The organism is Bradyrhizobium jicamae (assembly GCF_018130695.1).
Taxonomy (GTDB): Bacteria; Pseudomonadota; Alphaproteobacteria; order Rhizobiales; family Xanthobacteraceae; genus Bradyrhizobium; species Bradyrhizobium jicamae_B.
In genome coordinates, this window is record NZ_JAFCJX010000043.1 from 39,037 (window position 1) to 59,759 (window position 20,723).

The 20,723-nt window shown below is 64.3% G+C and carries 19 protein-coding genes; 7 read left to right on the forward strand and 12 right to left on the reverse strand.

Annotated features, from left to right (window positions below):
- Positions 1–90 precede the first annotated feature (90 nt).
- The 6 genes from JQ604_RS38345 to JQ604_RS38370 all read right to left on the reverse strand — a co-directional run bounded on the left by JQ604_RS38345 (position 91) and on the right by JQ604_RS38370 (position 7,033).
- Positions 91–1,515 carry an amidase gene (locus tag JQ604_RS38345; RefSeq protein ID WP_212365936.1) on the reverse strand — a complete coding sequence of 475 codons (1,425 nt, stop codon included), beginning with the start codon at positions 1,513–1,515 and terminating at the stop codon, positions 91–93.
- 69 nt (positions 1,516–1,584) lie between these two features.
- On the reverse strand, positions 1,585–2,574 hold the full coding sequence (locus JQ604_RS38350) for a hydroxyacid dehydrogenase (protein ID WP_212365937.1): 990 nt from the start codon (positions 2,572–2,574) through the stop codon (positions 1,585–1,587).
- Positions 2,575–2,601: 27 nt separating this feature from the next.
- Positions 2,602–3,702: an ABC transporter ATP-binding protein gene (locus JQ604_RS38355; protein WP_212365938.1), complete on the reverse strand. Its 1,101-nt coding sequence runs from the start codon at positions 3,700–3,702 to the stop codon at positions 2,602–2,604.
- Between the two features lie 19 nt (positions 3,703–3,721).
- Positions 3,722–4,633, reverse strand: a complete 912-nt coding sequence (locus JQ604_RS38360; protein ID WP_212365939.1) for a carbohydrate ABC transporter permease — start codon at positions 4,631–4,633, stop codon at positions 3,722–3,724.
- Positions 4,633–5,568, reverse strand: coding sequence for a carbohydrate ABC transporter permease (locus JQ604_RS38365; protein ID WP_212365940.1), 936 nt, complete (start codon positions 5,566–5,568; stop codon positions 4,633–4,635). Before JQ604_RS38365 ends, JQ604_RS38360 begins: the two co-directional genes overlap by 1 nt.
- A gap of 124 nt (positions 5,569–5,692) precedes the next feature.
- Positions 5,693–7,033 carry an ABC transporter substrate-binding protein gene (locus JQ604_RS38370; RefSeq protein ID WP_212365941.1) on the reverse strand — a complete coding sequence of 447 codons (1,341 nt, stop codon included), beginning with the start codon at positions 7,031–7,033 and terminating at the stop codon, positions 5,693–5,695.
- Between the two features lie 482 nt (positions 7,034–7,515).
- Between JQ604_RS38370 and JQ604_RS38375 the strand changes: the two genes are divergently transcribed.
- Positions 7,516–8,292 carry a Spy/CpxP family protein refolding chaperone gene (locus JQ604_RS38375; protein ID WP_433996330.1) on the forward strand — a complete coding sequence of 259 codons (777 nt, stop codon included), beginning with the start codon at positions 7,516–7,518 and terminating at the stop codon, positions 8,290–8,292.
- A 317-nt stretch (positions 8,293–8,609) separates the two neighbouring features.
- On the opposite strand, the gene JQ604_RS38380 is transcribed toward JQ604_RS38375, so the two are convergent.
- Together JQ604_RS38380 and JQ604_RS38385 are read right to left on the reverse strand one after the other, a co-directional pair.
- A complete protein-coding gene (locus JQ604_RS38380; protein WP_212365943.1) occupies positions 8,610–9,011 on the reverse strand; it encodes a VOC family protein in 402 nt (133 codons plus the stop codon).
- 30 nt (positions 9,012–9,041) lie between these two features.
- Positions 9,042–10,448, reverse strand: coding sequence for an MFS transporter (locus JQ604_RS38385; protein ID WP_212365944.1), 1,407 nt, complete (start codon positions 10,446–10,448; stop codon positions 9,042–9,044).
- A gap of 1,101 nt (positions 10,449–11,549) precedes the next feature.
- Between JQ604_RS38385 and JQ604_RS38390 the strand changes: the two genes are divergently transcribed.
- Together JQ604_RS38390 and JQ604_RS38395 are read left to right on the forward strand one after the other, a co-directional pair.
- A complete protein-coding gene (locus JQ604_RS38390) occupies positions 11,550–11,801 on the forward strand; it encodes a PilZ domain-containing protein (RefSeq protein WP_212365945.1) in 252 nt (83 codons plus the stop codon).
- Positions 11,802–11,893: 92 nt separating this feature from the next.
- Positions 11,894–12,619 (forward strand): adenylate/guanylate cyclase domain-containing protein, encoded by a 726-nt coding sequence (locus JQ604_RS38395; protein WP_212365946.1) that lies wholly within the window; start codon positions 11,894–11,896, stop codon positions 12,617–12,619.
- Between the two features lie 142 nt (positions 12,620–12,761).
- Here the strand turns inward: JQ604_RS38395 and JQ604_RS38400 are convergent, their stop codons facing one another.
- On the reverse strand, positions 12,762–14,831 hold the full coding sequence (locus JQ604_RS38400; RefSeq protein WP_212365947.1) for an ATP-dependent helicase: 2,070 nt from the start codon (positions 14,829–14,831) through the stop codon (positions 12,762–12,764).
- A gap of 113 nt (positions 14,832–14,944) precedes the next feature.
- On the opposite strand from JQ604_RS38400, the gene JQ604_RS38405 reads away from it, so the two are divergent.
- Positions 14,945–15,202 carry a hypothetical protein gene (locus tag JQ604_RS38405; protein ID WP_212365948.1) on the forward strand — a complete coding sequence of 86 codons (258 nt, stop codon included), beginning with the start codon at positions 14,945–14,947 and terminating at the stop codon, positions 15,200–15,202.
- Between the two features lie 40 nt (positions 15,203–15,242).
- Here the strand turns inward: JQ604_RS38405 and JQ604_RS38410 are convergent, their stop codons facing one another.
- Both JQ604_RS38410 and JQ604_RS38415 read right to left on the reverse strand, forming a co-directional pair.
- On the reverse strand, positions 15,243–15,491 hold the full coding sequence (locus tag JQ604_RS38410) for a hypothetical protein (RefSeq protein ID WP_212365949.1): 249 nt from the start codon (positions 15,489–15,491) through the stop codon (positions 15,243–15,245).
- Positions 15,492–15,624: 133 nt separating this feature from the next.
- Positions 15,625–15,825 (reverse strand): DUF3072 domain-containing protein, encoded by a 201-nt coding sequence (locus JQ604_RS38415; RefSeq protein WP_249159277.1) that lies wholly within the window; start codon positions 15,823–15,825, stop codon positions 15,625–15,627.
- A 104-nt stretch (positions 15,826–15,929) separates the two neighbouring features.
- Here JQ604_RS38415 and JQ604_RS38420 point away from each other — a divergent pair, with 104 nt between their 5' ends.
- Positions 15,930–16,190, forward strand: coding sequence for a hypothetical protein (locus JQ604_RS38420; RefSeq protein ID WP_212365950.1), 261 nt, complete (start codon positions 15,930–15,932; stop codon positions 16,188–16,190).
- Positions 16,191–16,298: 108 nt separating this feature from the next.
- The gene (locus tag JQ604_RS38425) at positions 16,299–16,517 is read left to right on the forward strand and encodes a hypothetical protein (RefSeq protein ID WP_212365951.1); all 219 of its coding nucleotides are present in this window, start codon (positions 16,299–16,301) and stop codon (positions 16,515–16,517) included.
- Positions 16,518–16,542: 25 nt separating this feature from the next.
- On the opposite strand, the gene JQ604_RS38430 is transcribed toward JQ604_RS38425, so the two are convergent.
- The gene (locus JQ604_RS38430) at positions 16,543–18,051 is read right to left on the reverse strand and encodes a PAS domain-containing sensor histidine kinase (protein WP_212365952.1); all 1,509 of its coding nucleotides are present in this window, start codon (positions 18,049–18,051) and stop codon (positions 16,543–16,545) included.
- Between the two features lie 264 nt (positions 18,052–18,315).
- Between JQ604_RS38430 and JQ604_RS38435 the strand changes: the two genes are divergently transcribed.
- Positions 18,316–20,723, forward strand: a 2,408-nt coding sequence (locus JQ604_RS38435) for a HAMP domain-containing protein (protein ID WP_212365953.1), incomplete at its 3' end; no start/stop codon positions are given.

Genomic DNA, 20,723 nt, shown 5'->3' on the forward strand with positions numbered 1-20,723 from the left:
CCTCCGGACAGGACAAGATCAGCCACGGGCGGACCGGCCGCCTGCGTCATGGTGATTCCTATGTAGCTGATCTCGCAGGCTTTTGTCAGCCTACGCGCATACCGGCGGCGTTTTGTCCTTCCAGGGGCGCACCTGCTCGAGCTGGCCGGCCAGCCGGAACAGCAGGCCTTCCTCGCCGAGCTTGGCGGCAAACATCATGCCGAGCGGCAATCCGGCCTTGTTCCAGGCCAGCGGCACCGACATCGCGGGCTGGCCGGACATGTTGAACATCGACGTGCCCGGGATGTAGCGGCGCAGGATCGGCGCGATGTGACCGAGGTCCTCGGCCATCGTGTTGAGCTCACCGAGCCGCACCGGTGGCGCGCACAGCGTCGGCGCCAGGAAGACGTCGCAGCCCTCGAAGAACGCCGCCAGCCCGCGCGAAATCTGGAACGCCGCCAACTGCGCGGCGACGTAGTCGGCAGGCGCGAGCTTGTGCGAATTACGCGCGCTGGCCAGCGTCAGCAGTTCGAGATCATCTGACGTCATGGTGCGGCCGAAGCGCTGCTCGAGCTGCCGCACCACCAGCGCGGTGTTGCCGCCGACGATCGTGGTCATCACCGCGGCCGCATCATGCGCCATGACAGGCGCGCGTTCCTCGACGTGATGGCCGAGGCCGGCAAGCAGGTTCGCGATCTCGCGGACGGCCGCGGCGATCTCGGGATCTACAGCCTCGCCATAGGGCGACTTGTCGGTGAAGTGGATGCGGAGCTGGCCGGGATCGCGGCCGACCTCCTGCGAGAACGGCCGCACCGGCGCTGGCGCGACGTAGGGGCTCGACGGCTCCGGCCCGTGGACCGCGTCCATCATCACGGCGCTGTCGCGGACGCTGATGCTCAGGACATGGCCGATCGAAAAGCCGCCCCAGCCTTCGCCGCGGTTGGGGCCGATCGGATTGCGCGCCCGTGTCGGCTTCATGCCGAACACGCCCGAGGCCGAGGCCGGGATGCGGATCGATCCGCCGCCGTCGCTGGCATGCGCGACCGGGATGATGCGGGCGGCCACCGCCGCGCCAGCGCCGCCGGATGAGCCGCCGCAGGAATGATCGAGATTCCAGGGATTGCGGGTGGCGCCGAACAGCCGCGTCTCCGTGGTCGGCATCAGCCCGAATTCCGGGCTCGAGCTCTTGCCGAAGATGGTGAGGCCGGCGTCAAGGAAACGCTGTGCCAGCGTGCCGTTGTGATCGGCGACGAAATCCTTCAGCACCGTCGCGCCCGATGTCGTGCGGGTACCTTCGAGGGGTTCAAGATCCTTCATCAGGAATGGCACGCCGGTGAAGGGTCCGTCGGGCAGGCCTTTTGCCAGTTGGCGCTCGGCGTAATCGTAGTGCTTCACGACGACCGCGTTGATTTGCGGATCGACCTTCGCCGTCCGCGCGATGGCTTCGTTCAGAAGCTCCTTCGGCGTCACCTCTTTCTTGCGCACGAGCTCGGCGAGGCCGACCGCGTCGCAGTTGCCGAATTCCTTGAAGGCCATGTGGAGACTCCCTGCACCGGCCGATCGGGTGATCGGCCGCGGTGCGTCGAGACGAAAGAGTTGATGAGATTAGCCCAGAACGTCCTGATTGATCACGTTCTGCCGCAGCGGCTCGCCGTCCAGCACGCTGAGGATATTGCGCGCGGTCTGCTCGCTCATGCGATTGACGGCCTCGACCGTGACGCCGGCGACGTGGGGCGCCATGATCACGTTGGGCAGTGCGTGCAGGGGCTGGCCGACCGGCGGCGGCTCCTGCTCGAACACGTCAAGACCGGCGCCGGCGAGCCTGTTCGACACCAGCGCGTCGTGCAGCGCCTTCTCGTCGACGATGCCGCCGCGCGCGGTGTTGATCAGATAGGCCGTCCGCTTCATCAGGGCGATCCGCGCGGCATTGAACAGGCCGACCGTCTCGGGGCTCTTCGGGCAGTGAATGGTGACGAAATCCGCGCGCGGCAGCGCAGCGTCGAGGTCCGACACCGGCTCGCAGCCGGCTGCCTTGATCTCCGCCGCCGGCTTGTAGGGATCATACACCAGCACGCTCATTTCCATCGCCAGGCAGCGCTTGGCGGTGCGCGAGCCGATGCGGCCGAAGCCGATGATCAGCACGGTCTTGCTGTAGAGGTCGAACGGCAGCGCGCCGAGCCGGCTCGCCCAGGTGCCTTCCTTGACCATGGTGTGCATCTCGGCGGCGCGCTTGGCGAGCGTCAGCATCATGAACAGCGCCTGTTCGGCCACTGACGGCGAGTTCGCGGTGCCCGCAACCATCAGCGGCACCTTGCGGCGGGACAGGGCCGGCACGTCGACCGCGTCGTAGCCGACGCCGATCCGGGTCACCACCTTCATGTCGCCGGAGGCTTCGAGCTCCGGCTCGCCGAACTTGGTGGCTCCAAGCGCCACGCCATGGACCGGCGCATGCTGCTTCAGCATCGCCTCGAAGTCCTTTGATGTGATCAGGTTTGGAAACTCGATGAGCTCGACGTCGTCCCGTTCGTTGAGGAGTGCGCGTGCGCCTTGCGACAAGGTTTGCGTGATGAAAATCTTCTTCTTGTTGGTCGCCATTTCCTGCCCTTGAGGTTCTCTGCGCCGTCAAAGGACGGCGCCGGTCGCCTCGTTTAGCAGGTGCATATTGTTGAGGTCCACCGCCATTCGGAGAGGGCCGCCATCCTGCGCGCCGGCATTGGGATTGACCCGGCCGCAGACGGCGGTGCCTTCGAGGGTGAAGTAGACCAGCGTCTCCATGCCCATCGGCTCGGTGACGTCGAGTGTCGCATCGAACGGCTCGACGCCGGGCTCGGCGTGGGGGCTCGCTTCGGTCATGTGCTCGGGGCGGATGCCGAACAGAAGCTTGTCGGTGCGCGGCAGGGCATTGTAGCGGGCCGCGCGCGCCGGCGGTAGCGGGAAGGCGAGCCGGTCGGTCAGCCGCAAATGCAGCTTGCCTGCGCTGTCTTCGAGCCGGCACGGCACGAAATTCATCGCCGGCGAGCCGATGAAGCTTGCGACGAATTTCGTGGCCGGCTTGTGATAGAGCTCGTTCGGCGTGCCGATCTGCTCGATGCGGCCGTGGTTCATCACCACGACGCGGTCGGCCAGGGTCATTGCCTCGACCTGGTCGTGAGTGACGTAGACCGTCGTGGTGCGGACCTTCTGGTGGACCTTCTTGATCTCGATCCGCATCTGCACGCGCAGCTTGGCGTCGAGGTTCGACAACGGCTCGTCGAACAGGAACACCTTTGGATTGCGCACGATGGCGCGGCCCATCGCGACGCGCTGGCGCTGGCCGCCGGAGAGCTGCTTCGGCTTGCGGTTGATCAGGTCGGTGATGTCGAGCATCCGCGCGGCCTCGGTCACCCGCGCATTGATCTCGGCCTTCGGGTAATGCTTAAGCCGCAGGCCGAACGACATGTTCTCCGCGACCGTCATGTGCGGGTAGAGGGCGTAGTTCTGGAACACCATCGCGATGTCGCGGTCCTTCGGCGGCACGTCGTTGACGACGTCGCCGCCGATCATGATGTCGCCGTCCGAGATGTCCTCGAGGCCCGCGATCATGCGCAGCGTCGTCGACTTGCCGCAGCCGGACGGGCCGACCAGCACCACGAACTCATGGTCGGCGATGTCGAGATCGATGCCGCGCACCGCCTCGACGTCGTCGTAGCGCTTCACCACCTTACGCAACGTCACGTCAGCCATGAATTCGTATCCCCTCAGTTCAACCCTTGGTCGCACCGGCGGTCAGGCCGGCAATGTAGTAGTCCATCAGGAAGGCGTAGATGATCAGCGGCGGCGCCGCGCCGAGCAGGGCGCCGGTCATGATCTGTCCCCAGTTGAACACGTCGCCCTTGATCAGCGTCGTGATGATGCCGACAGGCAGCACCAGCTGGTCAGTCGAGGTGGTGAACACGAGGGGATAGAGGTATTGCGCCCAGGAGACCGTGAAGGCGAAGATCGTCGCCGCGATCAGGCCGGGGAGGGCAACCGGAATGAAGATCCGGGTCAGCGTCTGGAACCAGGACGCGCCGTCGATGATCGCGGCTTCATCCAGCTCCTTCGGGATCGATGCGAAATAGCCGATCATGATCCAGGTGCAGAACGGCACCGTCAGTGTCGGATAGATGAACAGCAGGACGTACCACTTGTTGATCAGCTGAATTCCGGTCCAGTCGCCGATCACTGCGAACATCTTGAACAGCGGAATGAACAGCAGGCTATCCGGAACGAGGTAAGTCAGAAACACGCCGGTCGCCAGCGTGGCAGAGCCCCAGAACTTCATCCGCGACAGCGCAAACGCCGCCGGCACGCTGATCAGCATGGTGATGGTCACCACGATGATCGAGACCCAGGCCGAATTCCAGAAGAAGCGCAGGAACTGGTTCGACGTCAAAAGCTCGATGTAATTGCTGAGCGTCGGATGGAACACCCACCAGGGATTGGTCGCCGCCGAGATCTCCGCGCTGCTCTTCAGCGAGGTGATCAGCATGTAGATCGGCGGCACCAGCGAGAAGATCGCAAACAACGTCAGGAAGAAATACGACCAGCGCAGCGCCCAGGCGCGGTCGCGGCTCATGCTGCCATACTTGACCTTGCGGGTCGGTCCGGCTTTGTCGATGGTGACCGTGCTCATCAGGCTTCATTCCCCCGCTTGTTGACGTCGCGCAGGATGAAGACCGCCGCGACCGCAAGGATTGGCACCATGAACAGCGACACGCTGGCGCCGAGCGGGATGTCGCTGCCCTCGATGCCGACGCGGAACGCCCAGGTGGCGAAGATGTGGGTGTGATCGAGCGGACCGCCGGCGGTGAGGATGCGCACGATGTCGAAATTGGCAAACGTCACGATCAGCGAGAACAGCGTGGTGATCGCGATGATGTTGCGCATCATCGGCAGGGTGACGTACCAGATCCGCTGCCACCAATTGGCGCCGTCGATCGCGGCCGCCTCATAGAGCTGCTCGGGCACCGATTTCAGCGCCGCCAGATACATGATCATGAAGAACGGCGCGCCGTACCAGACGTTGACCAGGATCACCGAGAAGCGCGCCCACATCGCATCGCCCGTCCACGGGATCGGGCCGATGCCGAAGAACGACAGCGTGTAGTTGAAGGCGCTGTAGGAGGGGTCGAACAGCCACAGCCAGGCTAGCGTGCTCATGGCCGGCGGGATCACCCAGGGCACCAGCAGCATGCCGCGCCATTTGCGCTGCTTGTTGGCGGGCACGTTGTGGACGAAATGCGCGACGATGAAGCCGATCAGCGCTTTCAAGATCACAGCCGAGATCGCGAAGATGCAGGACTGCCTGACCACCAGCCAGAATGTGTCGCGCTTGAACAGGAACTCGAAATTGCCGAAGCCGACGAACCGCGCCATCGACTTGTTCAATGTGGCCAGATGCACGGAATAGAGGGCGGGGTAGAGCACGAGACAGGCGATCAAGAGGATCAGCGGCAGCGTCATCAGGAAGGCGGCGGTCGATTTTCGCTTCAGCGCCTTCTGCAGGCCGGAACGTCTGCGGGTTGCTGTGCGGGCGACGGTGCCTTGCTGAACTACGACGTCGGCCATGGTGGATCTTCCCTGGATGGTTCGCGATGAAACCGGCCTCGGCCGGTTTCCCAGCAGGTGTGAGAGGCGGATGCGCCGTGAGGCCGGCGATCAAGCCGGCGACACGGCGCATGCGCGAGGCGGCTCAGGTCCGCATGAAGCCTTCGCACTCGCCTTCGGCCCAGGCCAGCGTCTTCTCCATCGCCTCGCCCTGGTGATAGCGCAGACACATCTTGGTCAGGGTCGCCTGAGCGTAGATCTGCTGCGCCACCTTTGGCGGAGCGGGCGAGGTCGCGATCGACAGGGTCTGGTGATTGTACGGATTCGGATAGTGATACAGCGTGCCCTTCGGCGGGCCTTCTTCCTGCCAGACCTTCAGCGTGGTGAGCTTCTCGAACGCCGGCAGGTCGTAGCCGCCGCTCGCGACCACCATCTTCTCGATCGAGGCCGGCTTCGACAGATGGACCAGCAGGCTCTTCGCCGCTTCCTTGTTCTTGGAGAAGCTCCAGATGCTCCAGAAGTACGGCAGGAACGGCGCAAAGCGTCCCTTCGGACCGGCCGGGAAGCCGTGCGTCCAGCACTGCTCGGCAACCTGCGGAGCGTCGCGCTTGGCCACCGCCCATGCGCTCGGCGGGTTCATGATCATCGCGCCCTTGCCGGCGACCAGCCATTTGTTGTTGGAGGCGTCGTCCCAGGCCGCGACGTCGGGCGGCAGGAAGCTGATCAGCTTCTTGTAATAGTCGAGCGCCTGGCGCACCGCGTCGGTCTTGACCGTGAGGTTGCCCTTGGCGTCGACCAGCGAGGCACCGAACGACTGGAAGATCGCGCCGCAAGTGTCGACACTGTCAGTGGTTTCACCGAGCCCGATGCCGAACGGCACGCCGCCCTTGTGGCAGGCTTCGGCGGCTTTCAGGAAGGTATCGAGCGTCCAGTTGTCGGCCTTCGGCTGAGAGCCCGCGGGATACATTTCCTGCACGTCGATGCCGGCATGCTTCTTCATCAGGTCGATGCGGGTGCAGGGGCCCTTGATCTGGCTGCCGACGCAGGCGGGCACGCCCATCCACTTGCCGTCGGCCATGCCGAGATACTTCACGGTGCCGTTGACCTCGCCATTCTCGGCGATGATCGGTCCCATGATGTCGTTGACCGACTCCATCTGCTCGGAATTGGCGTGGCACCACCAGGTGGGCATTGAGAAGATGTCGTGGCCGGATTTCGCCTGGGCTTCGGCGGCGATCGTGAGCAGGTTCTTGTTGCCCTGGCTCGTGATGTAGTCGATCTGGACCTCGACCTTTTCCTTGGCGGCCCACTCATTGACGAGCTGGGTCGAGGCGTTGTTGGCATTGGGGACCCAGTGGTCCCAGAAGCCCATCGACAGCTTTCCCGCAGCGTAGGCGCCACGAACGTAGGGCGCAGTAATCAACGCTGCCGATGACAGCGCTGTCGCAGTGACGAATTGGCGACGTGAAAGCTTCTTCCGTGACATGGCGTTCCCTCCCTGGTGAGCCGACGGACAAAGACTTTTTGGAAATCTCTTTTTTTGTTTTGCTCGCCGAAGTGAGGCGGACGCTATGAGATTTCGTTATCGCCGATCAGAACAGAATTGCTTGCGTCTGTCGAGAAATCAGATGCGGTCGCGCATAGAACTAACGTTGTGTGCAAATCGGAGGCAGTCTGCCGCGCTCGCGTCGCAATCGTTGGCATTTGGCAGCGCTACCAGCTTGATTGTTGCGGCGCACGCAGGCGTCAATGCAAATCGTTTTTGCACGCAGTGTGCGCGGTTGAGCCGCAGGTTCCCAGCGGCGGCAGCCTGCGATCCACCGTCATCTTCATGCCCTGCGCAGCCAATAGACTTGCCCGGAACTAAAACGGTAAAATCCGGATTCGCAGGCGGGGCGTTCCGCCACATGGATAATCCTGCCTGAGACACTCGCCAGAGACCTCACGTCAATCATGGAGACCCCGATGATGCCCAGCCCGGTAGCGAAACTGCGTGCACGGTGGAAGCTGTGCGTCGCGCTTGGGGTGGTCGCCATCGCGCTCAGCAATGCGCCGCGCGTTGATGCCCAGATCGTGCAGGGAGTCGAGAAGGGCGCCCGCGAGGGCAACAAGGCCGCCGGACCGGTCGGCGGCGTGCTCGGCGGCGCCATCGGCGGCGTGGTCGGCGCGGTGACGGGGGTCACCGGCGTGCTGACCGGCAACACGGGCAACAACAATAACAACGCCGCCAAGAACGCGCCGGCGCAACAGCAGCAGCCCGCCGCGGCCGGTGACAAGTCTGGCGACAAGCAGGGCACCAAGGCCACCAAGACGGCAAAGGCCGGCAAGGATGCCGCCAAGGGCGGCAAGCAGCAGCCTTCGGTCCTGACCCAGAATGGTGCGCCGCAACTCACCGCCGAGCAGATGGTCGCCAACAGCGACGCGAATATCGAGCGGATCAAGAAGGAGCTGAACCTGACGCCCGAGCAGGAGAAGCACTGGGCCGGGTTCAACAGCGCGATGCACTATCTCGGCCACAACGGCGCCGATCGGCTCAATCTGCGCATCGCCCGTGCGCAGCGCGATCCGCCCGACGACATCATCGAGCAGATGCGCAACGAGGCGCAATTCCTCAATGACCGCGCGGTCGACCAGCGCGGTGTTGCGGATGCCGCCGAGCCGCTGTTCGGGAGCCTCGACGACAAGCAGAAGCAGATCTTCATCACGGAGATGGTGCGTCTCAGCCACGAGCGCGGGCTCGATTGAGACGCGCGGCCAAACACGAGGCGCTTGCGCGGAGATCACGCGCAGCAACGACAAAAGCCTGAAGCGCTGATGCGCTTCAGGGTGGGGACGAATAGCCGGGCCACCAGGCCCTGGGGTAGGTTTAAAGGCACGGCACCCGGCTATCCTGCCGCAGCGGCGCGGCCCGAGCAGATCGTCATCCAATGTTGACCAAAACAGAACCGATTCACGCCCGAGTGATGGCCGTCCCGCGGATTTCTGCGGAAGCCGCCGGCGCAGAATAATTTCGGCCGGCAGTGATGCCGGCCGGACACATGCAAGCGCGAGAATCTTCGCGCTCAGGTTTTCGGGAAGTTCAACTCCACGCCGACACCATCGGGATCGTAGAGAAAGATCTGGGTGTCGCCGGTACGCGGAACAATCTGTTCGCGAAATTGAACGTTCCTGGCCTTGAGGCGCTTGCGCACGCCTTCGACATCGGTTGCGGCAAACGCGATGTGGTCGAGCCGGCCGGTGTCCTCGTATCTCTTTTCGGTGCCGCGCACCACGATGCCCTCGCGCGGCTTGCGCGTGCCCATCAGGTGCACGGTGGCCTGTCCGCCCGAATAGAGCCAGTAGCCGGGGAAATCGAGCGGCGGCCGGTCGCCGTTCTCCAGCCCAAGCACGTCGCAGTAGAACTCCTTCGTCCTTTCGAGATTCTGCGGCTCGATGGTGAAATGCTGTAGTCCGCCCAAGGGCATTGCCGTTCTCCTTCACATCGTGAGTTAGGTTCAGGCCTGCCGCACGGTCGCGGAGCTTGCGACGTCGGACGAGGCCATCAACTCCTTGTCGATCTGCTCGATCGACTTGCCCCGGGTCTCGATGCCGAGGAAGTAGTAGACGCAGCCCGCCATCAGGAACCAGCAACCGAGATAGACGAAGGCGATCGGGATCTGGGGCAGCGGCACGTCGGGCTTGAGATAGTTGTTGGAGCCGATGATCAGCGCGAGCCCGACCGGGCCGATGATCTTGCCGATGCCGCCGAAGCCATAGGCCGAGCCCATGCCTGTCGTGCGCAGATGCGACGGCCAGACTTCCGCGGCATAGGGACCGACGATGGCAAAACCGCCATCGGCGAAGAAGAACGCCGCGGCGAGGATCAGCCAGAACGCCGAATAGCCGAACAGCGTCGCATCGTATTGGTAGCCGGCGATGATCACGAGCGCGCCGGCGCCGAAACCGAGCAGGCCGCCGGCGGTGCGCCGCCCCAAGAGCTCCGAGAAGTACGAGAACGAGATGCGGCCAAGGAAGCCGGAGACGCTGAGCAGGATCATCATCTTGGCGGCTTGCTGCGGCGTCACCTTCAGGAGCAGCACAAACAGCGATGGCGCCCAGAGCGTCACGCCGTAGACGCCAGTCTGCGCGCCGGCATTGCCGAGCCAGGACACGATCAGGCTGCGCGGGTATTTGAACAGGTCGAGGAAGTTCGTGGTGACGACGGGGCCGGCGTCGGCCGCCGACGGCAGCGGCAGCTCCGCGGGTTTCATCTGCAGCGCCCAGGCCAGCGACTTCCGTGCTTCGTCATAGCGGCCCTGGCGGCACAGCCAGCGCGGACTCTCGGGAACCCAGAGGCGGACCAACAGCACCAGCAGCGACGGCAGCACGCCGATCGCAAACAGCAGGCGCCACTGGTCGGTGCCCATGACCGCGCCGAGCACGGCGCCGAGGCCGACGCCGAGCGGGATCACGCAGGTGACGAGCCCGCCGACCCAGCCGCGTTTGTGCGAGGGCATGAACTCCTGCACCAGCGGCAGGTCCACGCAATAGAGCCCGCCGACGCCGGTGCCGACGAAGAAGCGCAGGATCGCGAGATAAACCCAGCCATTGTCGGGCGTGAAATAGAGCAGGCCGGTCGCGATCGAGAAGTTCAGCACGGTGCCGATGAAAACGGGACGGCGGCCGATGCGGTCGGCGAGCCAGCCCCAGAGATAGGCACCGATGATGGCGCCGATGCCGGAACTCATCAGCACCGTCGCCGACTGCCCGAAGGTGAGCTTCCAGGGTCCGATCAGGAAGGCAAGGACGAAACCAATCAGGAAATAATCGAAGAATTCGAGCGCGTCGCCGATGATGGCGGCCGTGAGGATCTTGATCTGGTTGCCGGTCAGATTCGTCCGGCGATCGAGGATCTCGAACATGGCGTCTCCCCATGGCGCCTGTTCTTTGTTGTTTCCAAGCGAGCGTCGCGCCAGCGCATCGCCGATGCGAGGGAAGCTATCTCGCGGCTGCGCGGTACGACAACCCGGAGTGGACGCGGGGCTCGTCTGCGTTGAGCTGATACGCATGGGTTTACTGCTCCGCACAAATCGCGCTGCGAAAGGGCGGGTTGAATCGAACGCGCCGGACCGGACCGCAAATTCCGGACATGCATTCTCGTTCTCGCGACCTCATACCGGTGTCATCACCCGCGTATGCGGGTGATCCAGTATTCCAGAGACGCCAGCGATTGAGCCGATGGGCCGCGGCGTACTGGGTCGCCCGCTCCAGTGCGCAAGTGCGCACAAGGCGGGCGATGACACTGGGATAAGTGTCTGCATTCTCGCGACATGATTTGCCCGAGCTTTACATCTCGTTTCGCCCTCTCCGTTAGCTGAGGGCGCAGGGAAAGCCGGGCGCTCACTTGCACCCGAGGTCTCGTGCGCAATGGAGTAGAAGTTGCGCACACGAGCATACAGGTGCAGCCGAGACAGCCCGACTTCCCCTGCGCGATGGCTTTACGGCTTATACGTGCTCGCCCTGGTGAGACTCTGCATTTGTGTCACCATCGCCAGCGACAGGCGTTAGCCTGTTCGCTTGCTTACCACCAGCATCGGGGCGGCAGGCCCACACGACTTCACCGTACGCCTTGGTGCGTTCGTCTCGTGCACCTTGGCGTCCACCGCATCCCAACCCACGTTCGCGACGACCGCGAAGCGCCCCTCATGCCGGGCGGGATGGACGTAACTTTAGCATATTCCGAAGTTCGTGTAAAGAGGAATATTTTGCCCGTGCCGGCTTGCGCCGTCGGGCAAATCAGTGATCGAATATCGCGGGGAGGGGTGTGGCTGTCACCGTGCCATTGCGAGCGCGCTGATCCCGGTAATTGCGGTCCGGCACCGTCACGTCATTCTAATTGTGCGCTGACATGATGCGCGTGTCGTTACTGCTGCGTTGCGAAAAACACCGGGCCCGCCTTGCCACCGTTGACTTGCGTCGCGGCCCGCGCCAAGCCTGCAGCCACAGTATCCGGGCCGGAACGAATGGACGAAAAGCGCAGGTATCCGCGAACCGAGATCAGCGAGCCGGCCTATATTTCGTCGGGCGGCTCGGTGATGCATTGTGTGGTCGCGAATATCTCGCAGGAAGGCGCGGCGATCGACGTCGATAACCCGGCCTTTGTCCCGGCCTGCTTCCGCCTGGTGATGGCGAAGGACGCCAGCGACGTGCATCATTGCCGGGTGATCTGGACCAAGAAGACCCGGATCGGCGTGATGTTTGTTCCGCCAAAGTGACGCCGGCGGCATCGCGATAAAGGCCTGCCGCTCGGGCGGCTGGCCTGCTAAGCTCGGTTCCGGTCTCGTTGCCGACTGGATGCGGAGCGCCGATGACGCCCGAACCTGCCACGATCTGTCTTGGCTGCTGGCAAAATTTGCACGTGCCGATCCCGCTGCGTGGGCCGCTGTCGGCACCGTTCCGCATCTTCGGGATCAAGCCGAGCCGCATGAATCCCAACATGTGCACGATCTGCGAGATGGCGTTCTCGCGCGTCATGAAGGCGCGCGCGGTAACGATCGACGCCACCATCATGTTCGCCGATCTGCGCGGCTACACCGTGCTGACCCAGAGCCTTCCGCAGGCCGGGCTGACGTCGCTGCTCGACGCCTTCTATGACGACTGCGCCATGGCGATCTGGCACTTTGACGGCATCCTTAACAAAACCATCGGCGACGCCGTGCTCGCGATCTTCAACTTCCCGGTCAAGCAGCAGGATCACGCGATGCAGGCGCTGCTGGCGGCGCGGCAGATCCAGCAAAACTTTGCCAGGCGGCGCGAGGAACTGGTGCGGACCGTCGGCGACATCGAGCTCGGGATCGGCATCGGGATTGACAGTGGTGACACCAATTTCGGCGAGTTCGGCAAGGCCCATCGTGACCTGACGGCTGTTGGCACCGTGGTCAACCGGGCTGCGCGGGTGCAGGCGGCTGCGAAATCGGGCGAGATCCTGGTCACGTCGGCCGTGCGCGATCGCACCGGAGACGTCGTGACGGGAGATGGGGCCGACTACGCGCTGAAGGGGTTCGATCAGCCAGTGCGGCTGTTTCCGGCCTGACGGAAACAAGGAAGGACGGCTCCAACGCCTTTTGCAAAGCGTCGGAGCCGTCCGGGATGGTCGTATGCCGATTTCAACAGGCACCCAACGTGCCGGCGCAGGAAATCGTTCCCAGTGCTCTGAAAATAATTTTAGCTTCCAGCTAGCGCCACATGCCGCGCATCCTGGCGCGGATGTCGATGGTGGGACCCTGGCTGGCGGCTTTCGGCTGGGCGGGGGCGGCGCGGGGCCAGCTGGTCCGCTCGAAGGCCGGCAGCAGCCGTTCCGGGATGAAGCGTGTGCGCGACGCGTACATGTGGCGGTCGCCTCTGGCAGCCTGGCCGTGCACGAAGAAGCGTTGCGGCACCATCAGGTGCAGATCGTCCTTGGCGCGGGTCATGGCGACATAGAGCAGGCGGCGTTCCTCCTCGAGCTCGGCCGAGGTGCCGGCGCCGAGATCGGACGGCATGCAGCCATCGACCACGTTGAGCACATAGACCGATTTCCATTCCTGGCCCTTGGCGGAATGGATCGTCGACAGGATCAGATAGTCCTCGTCGAGCAGCGGCACGCCGGCCTGGTCGCTGGTGGCATCGGGCGGGTCGAGCGTGAGCTCGGTCAGGAAGCGCTCGCGCGAGGGATAGCTGCCGGCGATCTGCTCGAGCTGGACCAAATCCGCGCGGCGGACCTCGCTGTCCTCGTGGATGCGGTCGAGATGCGGCTCGTACCAGAGCCTGGCGCGTTCGATGTCGACCGGCCATTCCGAGTAGCGCAGGTTTTCGACCGCTTCGACGAACGACCGCCAGTCGGTGCCGGCGCGCGGCGGCGAGGGCAGGCGCGCGAGGGCCGCGATCGGATCGGCGGCCTCGGCCATCTGGTCGAGCACGCGCTGCGCGGAGGCGGGGCCAACGCCCGGCAACAAATGCAGGATGCGGAAGCCGGCGACGCGGTCGCGCGGGTTCTCGACAAGGCGCAGCAGCGCCAGCATGTCCTTGACATGGGCGGCATCGAGAAATTTCAGGCCGCCGAACTTCACGAAGGGAATGTTGCGGCGGGTCAGCTCGACCTCGAGCGGACCGCTATGCGAGGAGGTCCGGAACAGCACCGCCTGATGCTTCAGCAGTGTGCCTTCCTCGCGGTTGGCCAGCACCTGCTCGACGATGTAGCGGGCCTGGTCGGCCTCGTCATTGATCACGACGAGCTGCGGCCTGCGCTCGGAGGCCCGTTCGGTCCAGAGGTTCTTGGTGAAGCGCTCCTTGGCGAGCGAGATCACGCCGTTGGCGGCGGACAGGATCGGCTGTGTTGAGCGGTAGTTGCGGTCGAGCGTGACGATCTCCGCCTGCGGTGTGAAGTGGTCGGGGAAATCGAGGATGTTGCGCACCGTCGCGGCGCGGAACGAGTAGATCGACTGCGCGTCGTCGCCGACCACGGTGAGACCGCGTCCGTCCGGCTTCAGCGCCAGCAGCACCGATGATTGCAGGCGGTTGGTGTCCTGATATTCGTCGACCATGACATGGTCGAAGCGGCCGCCGATCTCTTCGGCGAGGCCGGCATCCGTCATCATCTGCGCCCAGTACAACAGCAGGTCGTCGTAATCGAGCACGTTCTGCTTCTGCTTGGCCTCGACATAGGCGGCGAACAGCTGCTTCAGCTCGGCGGCCCAGCCGGCACACCATGGAAAGGATTGGCCGAGCACGGCGTCGATCGCCGTCTCCGCGTTGACGCAGCGGGAGTAGATCGCAAGGCAGGTGCCCTTGGTGGGAAACCGGCTCTCGGTCCTGGACAGGCCGAGATCATGGCGGACCAGGTTCATCAGGTCGGCGGAGTCCTCGCGATCATGGATTGTGAACGCCGGCTCGAGCCCGATGCGTTCGGCATATTCGCGTAAGAGCCGCGCGCCGATGCCATGGAAGGTGCCGGCCCAGCTCAGCGCGTCCGTCATGACGGAGGCCTTGTCGCCCATTACCCGCCGCGCGATACGCTCGACGCGCCCGGCCATCTCGGCGGCGGCGCGGCGCGAAAACGTCATCAGCAGGATGCGGCGCGGATCGGCGCCGGCGACGATCAGATGGGCGACGCGATGCGCCAGCGTGTTGGTCTTGCCGGAGCCCGCGCCCGCGATCACGAGCAGCGGGCTGCCGATGGTTCCGTCTGCGCCGACGCCATGCTCCACGGCGCGCCGCTGCTCGGGATTGAGCGCATCCAGATAGGTTTTCTCGGCAAGGTCAGTCACGAATCACCCCCCGTCAAAACGCTAACAGACATCTGACGCATCGGGGGCAACGGCCAGCAGCGGGTGCAAAGAAATTAGATTGACTTTAACCCGGCGCGGCGCACAACCGCGCCATGGGTGACGTATCCAGTTCCGACACGCCGTTGAAGGCGACGTTCAAGTTGAGGCTCAACGGCGAAACGGTGACGCTTGCGACCGTGGGGCAGGCCTATCGCTTCATCACCAACATCAACGCCGTCGAATGGATGGAATTCCGCTCGCTGCATGACGATGCCGTCCGTGCGCTGGAGAAGGCGGCCGACAACGCGATGCTGACGGTGCAGGCAACCAACGCGCTGCGCACGCTGTTCGTGCGCGCCAAATTGCTTTGAAGACCGACTTGTTCTGAAAAAGAAGCGGGCCGCCCGGTCCTCAGTCTTGCGCGAGCAGGCGATCATAGAGCAGGGCGGACCGTAGATTCACGGTGGCGGTCGTGAGGTAACGCGCTGACTTCATCGCGTTGTTGAACATCAGGATCGCGGTCTTCCAATGCGCACTCTCGCGCTGATCCTCGGTCAGATTGGACAGGAAGTCCGCGGCGTCGCCGACCGTCACGAGCGTGCGCCCATCCTTGAGCGCAAGCGCGAACGCCAGCGGCGAACGCTTTTCCAGTTCCAGCACGACAAGCTCCAGCCCCGAGAGAAACGATCCAACGAGAAACGATCCAGACAGCGTTAGCTGCGTCGGCTCTATCAAGCGTTAAAGCCCCGCCCCGCTGCAAGCCTTGTTTGCCGCAAGCCTTGGGATGGCGTGGCTAAAAGGAATCGGCAAGCGCGATCTCGGCCTTCAGCGCTTCGATCCGCCGCTGGGCCTCCTCGAAGGACAGCCCCTTCGCGAACTGCCTGGGCTGATAGGCCTCCTCGGCCAGGCTCCTCAGCCGGAGCGCCTGGGCGCGGGTCATCTGCGCCCCGACCCGGTCGGTTACGCCGCCAAAAGTGATCGCTGCATTGCTCATGGTCTGCCTCATCAGCCGATTGGATGGCTTGACAATATGTTCTATTTTTGTTCTAACAAGCCATGGACAACAGAATTAATGAAATCAGACGAAAAATCAGTGCGTTGCGCGCCGAGATGACGCTTGTCGAGGCGGCGATCAGCGATCAGATCAAGCGCGACCTCGATTGTAGCGAGACGGCCACTCGGCTGCTCGCGATGCGTGGCCAGCTGACCGAGTTGATCCGGGAGTGGAAGGCGTCCGGCGGCGGGGAACAACTGCCGACGGTTCGGGAGCGGCTCAGCCGCACCGCCGAGCGGCGCCCGGCCGAAAAGCTCAAGCTGAACTTCAAGCGGAAGCCGGCCGCCGTCGACGCACGGGTCTAACCGTCACGGCCCGACCGGTCGCGGCGCTAGGTCTCAGGCGGCGGTTGGGAACAATTGGCAGACGTCGGGTATTCTTTGGCGGTGAAAATGCATCACCGATCGAGGCACGTGACTGCTGACCGGACCGCTCGGCCGCGGCCCTCGGTGAATGACGACCGCAGCCCGCTGCTGACGCTGATGTCCTGCATCGACTGCCTGACGACGATGCGGCTGGAAACCTGCTCCCCGGGCGACGAGGGCAAGGACATCATCCAATATCGCTGCGAGCAATGCGGCCGCGTCGAGCGCGTGCAGCTGGTGCGGCGGAGCTGGCCGGTGCGGAACTAGCTTGGGCAGGCTAATTTTGGGCAGGCTAATCCTGTCCCGTCAGTTTTGACAGCTCGCGGCTGAGGTCGTGAAGCTGGTAGGGCTTGCGCAGCACCGGAAAGTCGGACCGCACCTCGCGCATGCTGTCGCTGTAGCCCGTGGTCAGCAGGATCGGCAGGTCCGGGTTCTTCTCCCGGATGGCGCGCGCCAGCTTCAGGCCATCCATCTTGCCGGGCATGATGATGTCGGAGAACACCACGTCGACGCCGTTGGCCTCGATCGCCTGCAGCGCGCTTTCGGCACTCGACACCCAGCGGACGGTATAGCCGAGCTGCTCGAGCAGGCCGGTGCTGGCATCGGCCACCGCGGGATTGTCCTCCACCAGCAGCACGGTCGCACACGCCAGCCCGCTTGCACCCTCGCCAACCTGCCGTTCCCGGCTCCGGCCGCGTGGCAGATGGATGCTGACGGTGGTGCCCTGGCCAAGCTCGGTCGCAATCTCGATCTTGCCGCCGGCCTGGTGTGCGAAGCCGTGGACCTGCGACAGGCCGAGCCCGGTCCCCTTGCCGACGGGCTTGGTGGTGAAGAAGGGATCGAAGACCTTGCTGAGCACGTCGTCGGGGATGCCGTCGCCGGTGTCGGCGACGCTGATCACGACCTGGTTGCTGGCGGCCTGGTTGCGGGCCGAGACGGTGAGGGTGCCGCCGTCAGCCATGGCGTCGCGCGCATTGACCACGAGATTGATCAGCGCCGTCTCGAATTCTGCGGGGTCGACATGGATCGGCCAGGTGCCGGGCCTGATATCGATGTGCAGGCGGATCATGCTGCCCAGCGCGCTGGTCAGGACTTCACGCAGCGCACCGATGCGGGCGACGACGTCGATGGCCTGTGGATTGACGCTTTGCCGGCGGGCGAAGCTCAGCAGCTGGCTGGTCAGCGACGCCGCGCGTTGCGAGGCGGTCTCGATCGCGCCGAGCGCGCGCAGGCCCCGTTCGCTCGACACTTCCTGGCGGATCTTGTGCAGGTTGCCCGAGATGATCATCAGCAGGTTGTTGAAGTCGTGGGCGACGCCGCCGGTCAATTGGCCCAGCGCGTCCATCTTCTGCGATTCCGCGAGCTGCCGCTGCACCTGCTCCAGCTTCTGCTGCGCCTCGCGCCGTTCGGAAATGTCGCGGGTGATCTTGGCAAAGCCGACCAGCACGCCGTCGGCGTCACGGATCGGATCGATCACCACGCTGGCCCAGAAGAACGAGCCGTCCTTGCGCACGCGCCAGCCTTCTTCCTCGTAATGCCCGGTCTCCTCGGCGATCTTGAGCGCGCGCGCCGGCTTGCCCGAGGCCTGGTCGGCCGGGGTGTAGAACCGCGAAAAGCTCTGGCCGATGATTTCCTCGGGCGCGTAGCCCTTGATGCGCTCTCCGCCGGCATTCCAGTTGGCGACGATGCCATCCGGCTTCAGCATGTAGAGCGCGTAGTCGGTGACGTTGCTCACCAGCAGGCGGAAAATGTGCTCGCTTTCGAAAGCGTCGCGTTCGAGCTGCTTGGATTTCTTCGCCATCATGAATCCTGCCAACGCCCGGAACGCGCGGGCTTGGCGTTTGTTCCAATACGAAGCCAATTTCTTAGGCAGCCTATACCCGGCCACCCTGCCAGTTCCATCCCCGTGGAACCTTTTGGTTCCTGTCGCAATTAATAATGTTGGCCTTTCGTCGCGATTCGCAGGTCCGCTTTCACACTTGATTAGATCACGGGCAGCCACTCTTATCGTTTCGCTGGTGCAAGCGAGTCCTGGAGATTCGCGCCCGGCGTGCAGGGGGAATTCATGACCGATCTCGGTTCCGCACCTCGTGCCCGTACAGATGCGCGTCGCGCCAAACCGCCCAATGGCAGTGCGGATTCGTCCCAGGATTTGCTGCAGTCCCTGCAGGCCATGCGCGGTGGCGACTTCTCGGTGCGGATGCGCGGCGACTATCTGGGAATCGAGGGCAAGATCGCGGATGCCTTCAACGAGATCGCGGCAGCCAATGAGCGGATGGCCCAGCAACTGGCCCGCGTCGGCCAGGTCGTCGGCCGCGAGGGACAGACCCGCCAGCGCGTCAATTTCGGCTTGTCCGGCGGCTCCTGGGCCGACATGGAAAGCTCGATCAACACCCTGATCGACGATTTGCTGTGGCCGACCCGCGAGGTGACCCGCGCGGTCGCCGCGGTGGCGCAGGGCGACCTGCTGCAGACCGTCCAGCTCGACGTCGAGGGCCGGCCGCTGCGCGGCGAATTCCTGCAGTCGGCGAACATCGTCAACACGATGATCAAGCAGCTCTCCGTGTTCACCTCGGAAGTGACGCGCGTGGCGCGCGAGGTCGGCACCGAGGGCAAGCTCGGCGGCCAGGCCCAGGTGCCCGAGGTGACCGGCGTCTGGAAGGACCTGACCGAGAGCGTCAACTCGATGGCCAACAATTTGACGGGCCAGGTCCGCAACATCGCCGAAGTGACGATCGCGGTCGCCAACGGCGACCTCTCGAAGAAGATCACGGTCGACGTCCGCGGCGAGATCCTGCAGCTGAAGGAAGCCATCAACACGATGGTCGATCAGTTGCGCTCTTTCGCCTCCGAAGTCACGCGCGTGGCGCGCGAGGTCGGCACCGACGGCAAGCTGGGCGGCCAGGCCATCGTGCCCGGCGTCGCCGGCACCTGGAAGGACCTCACCGACTCCGTGAACGCGATGTGCGGCAACCTGACGGCCCAGGTCCGCAACATCGCCAACGTGACCACGGCGGTGGCGCGCGGCGACCTCTCGCGCAAGATCACGGTCGACGTGCGCGGCGAGATCCTGGAGCTGAAGGACACCATCAACACGATGGTGGACCAGCTCAATGGCTTCGCGGGTGAGGTGACGCGCGTGGCGCGCGAGGTCGGCACCGAAGGCAAGCTCGGCGGCCAGGCCCAGGTGCCCGGTGTCGCCGGCACCTGGAAGGATCTCACCGACAACGTCAACTTCATGGCCTCGAACCTGACCGCGCAGGTTCGCAACATTGCCGACGTCGCGACCGCAATCGCGGGCGGCGACTTGTCGAAGAAGATCACGGTGAACGTGTCCGGCGAAATCCTTCAGTTGAAGGAAACGCTCAATACGATGGTGGACCAGTTGAACGCCTTCGCCGGCGAGGTGACGCGCGTGGCGCGCGAGGTCGGCACCGAAGGACGGCTCGGCGGCCAGGCCAACGTGCTCGGCGTCGCCGGCACGTGGAAGGATTTGACCGAGAGCGTCAACTCGATGGCGTCGAACCTGACGGCGCAGGTCCGTAACATCGCCGAGGTGACGACGGCGGTCGCGGGCGGCGATCTCTCGAAGAAGATCACGGTCGACGTGCGCGGCGAAATCCTGGAGCTGAAGGACACCATCAACACGATGGTCGACCAGCTCAACGCCTTCGCCGGCGAGGTGACGCGCGTGGCGCGCGAGGTGGGCACCGAAGGCAAGCTCGGCGGCCAGGCCGTGGTGCGCGGCGTCGGCGGCACCTGGAAGGACTTGACGGATAGCGTCAACTCGATGGCCTCCAACCTGACCGGCCAGGTCCGTAACATCGCGGAAGTCGCAACCGCGGTGGCCAAGGGCGACCTGTCGAAGAAGATCACGGTGAACGTGTCGGGCGAAATCCTTCAGCTGAAGGAAACGCTGAACACGATGGTCGACCAGCTCAACGCCTTCGCGGGCGAAGTGACGCGCGTGGCGCGCGAGGTCGGCACCGAGGGCAAGCTCGGTGGTCAGGCCCAGGTCACCGGCGTCGCCGGCACCTGGAAGGACCTGACGGACTCTGTGAACTCGATGGCCGGCAATCTGACCGCGCAGGTCCGCAACATCGCCGAGGTCGCGACCGCGATCGCCGGCGGTGACCTGTCGCGCAAGATCACGGTCGACGTCCGCGGCGAAATCCTTCAGCTGAAGGAAACGCTGAACACGATGGTCGACCAGCTCAACCGTTTCGCGGGCGAGGTGACGCGCGTGGCGCGCGAGGTCGGTACCGAAGGGCGGCTTGGCGGCCAGGCCAACGTGCCCGGCGTCGCCGGCACCTGGAAGGACTTGACCGACTCCGTGAACTCGATGGCCGGCAATCTGACGGCGCAGGTCCGCAACATCGCCGAGGTGACCACCGCCGTGGCGCGCGGCGACCTGTCGCGCAAGATCACGGTCGACGTGAAGGGCGAAATCCTCGAGCTGAAGAACACCATCAA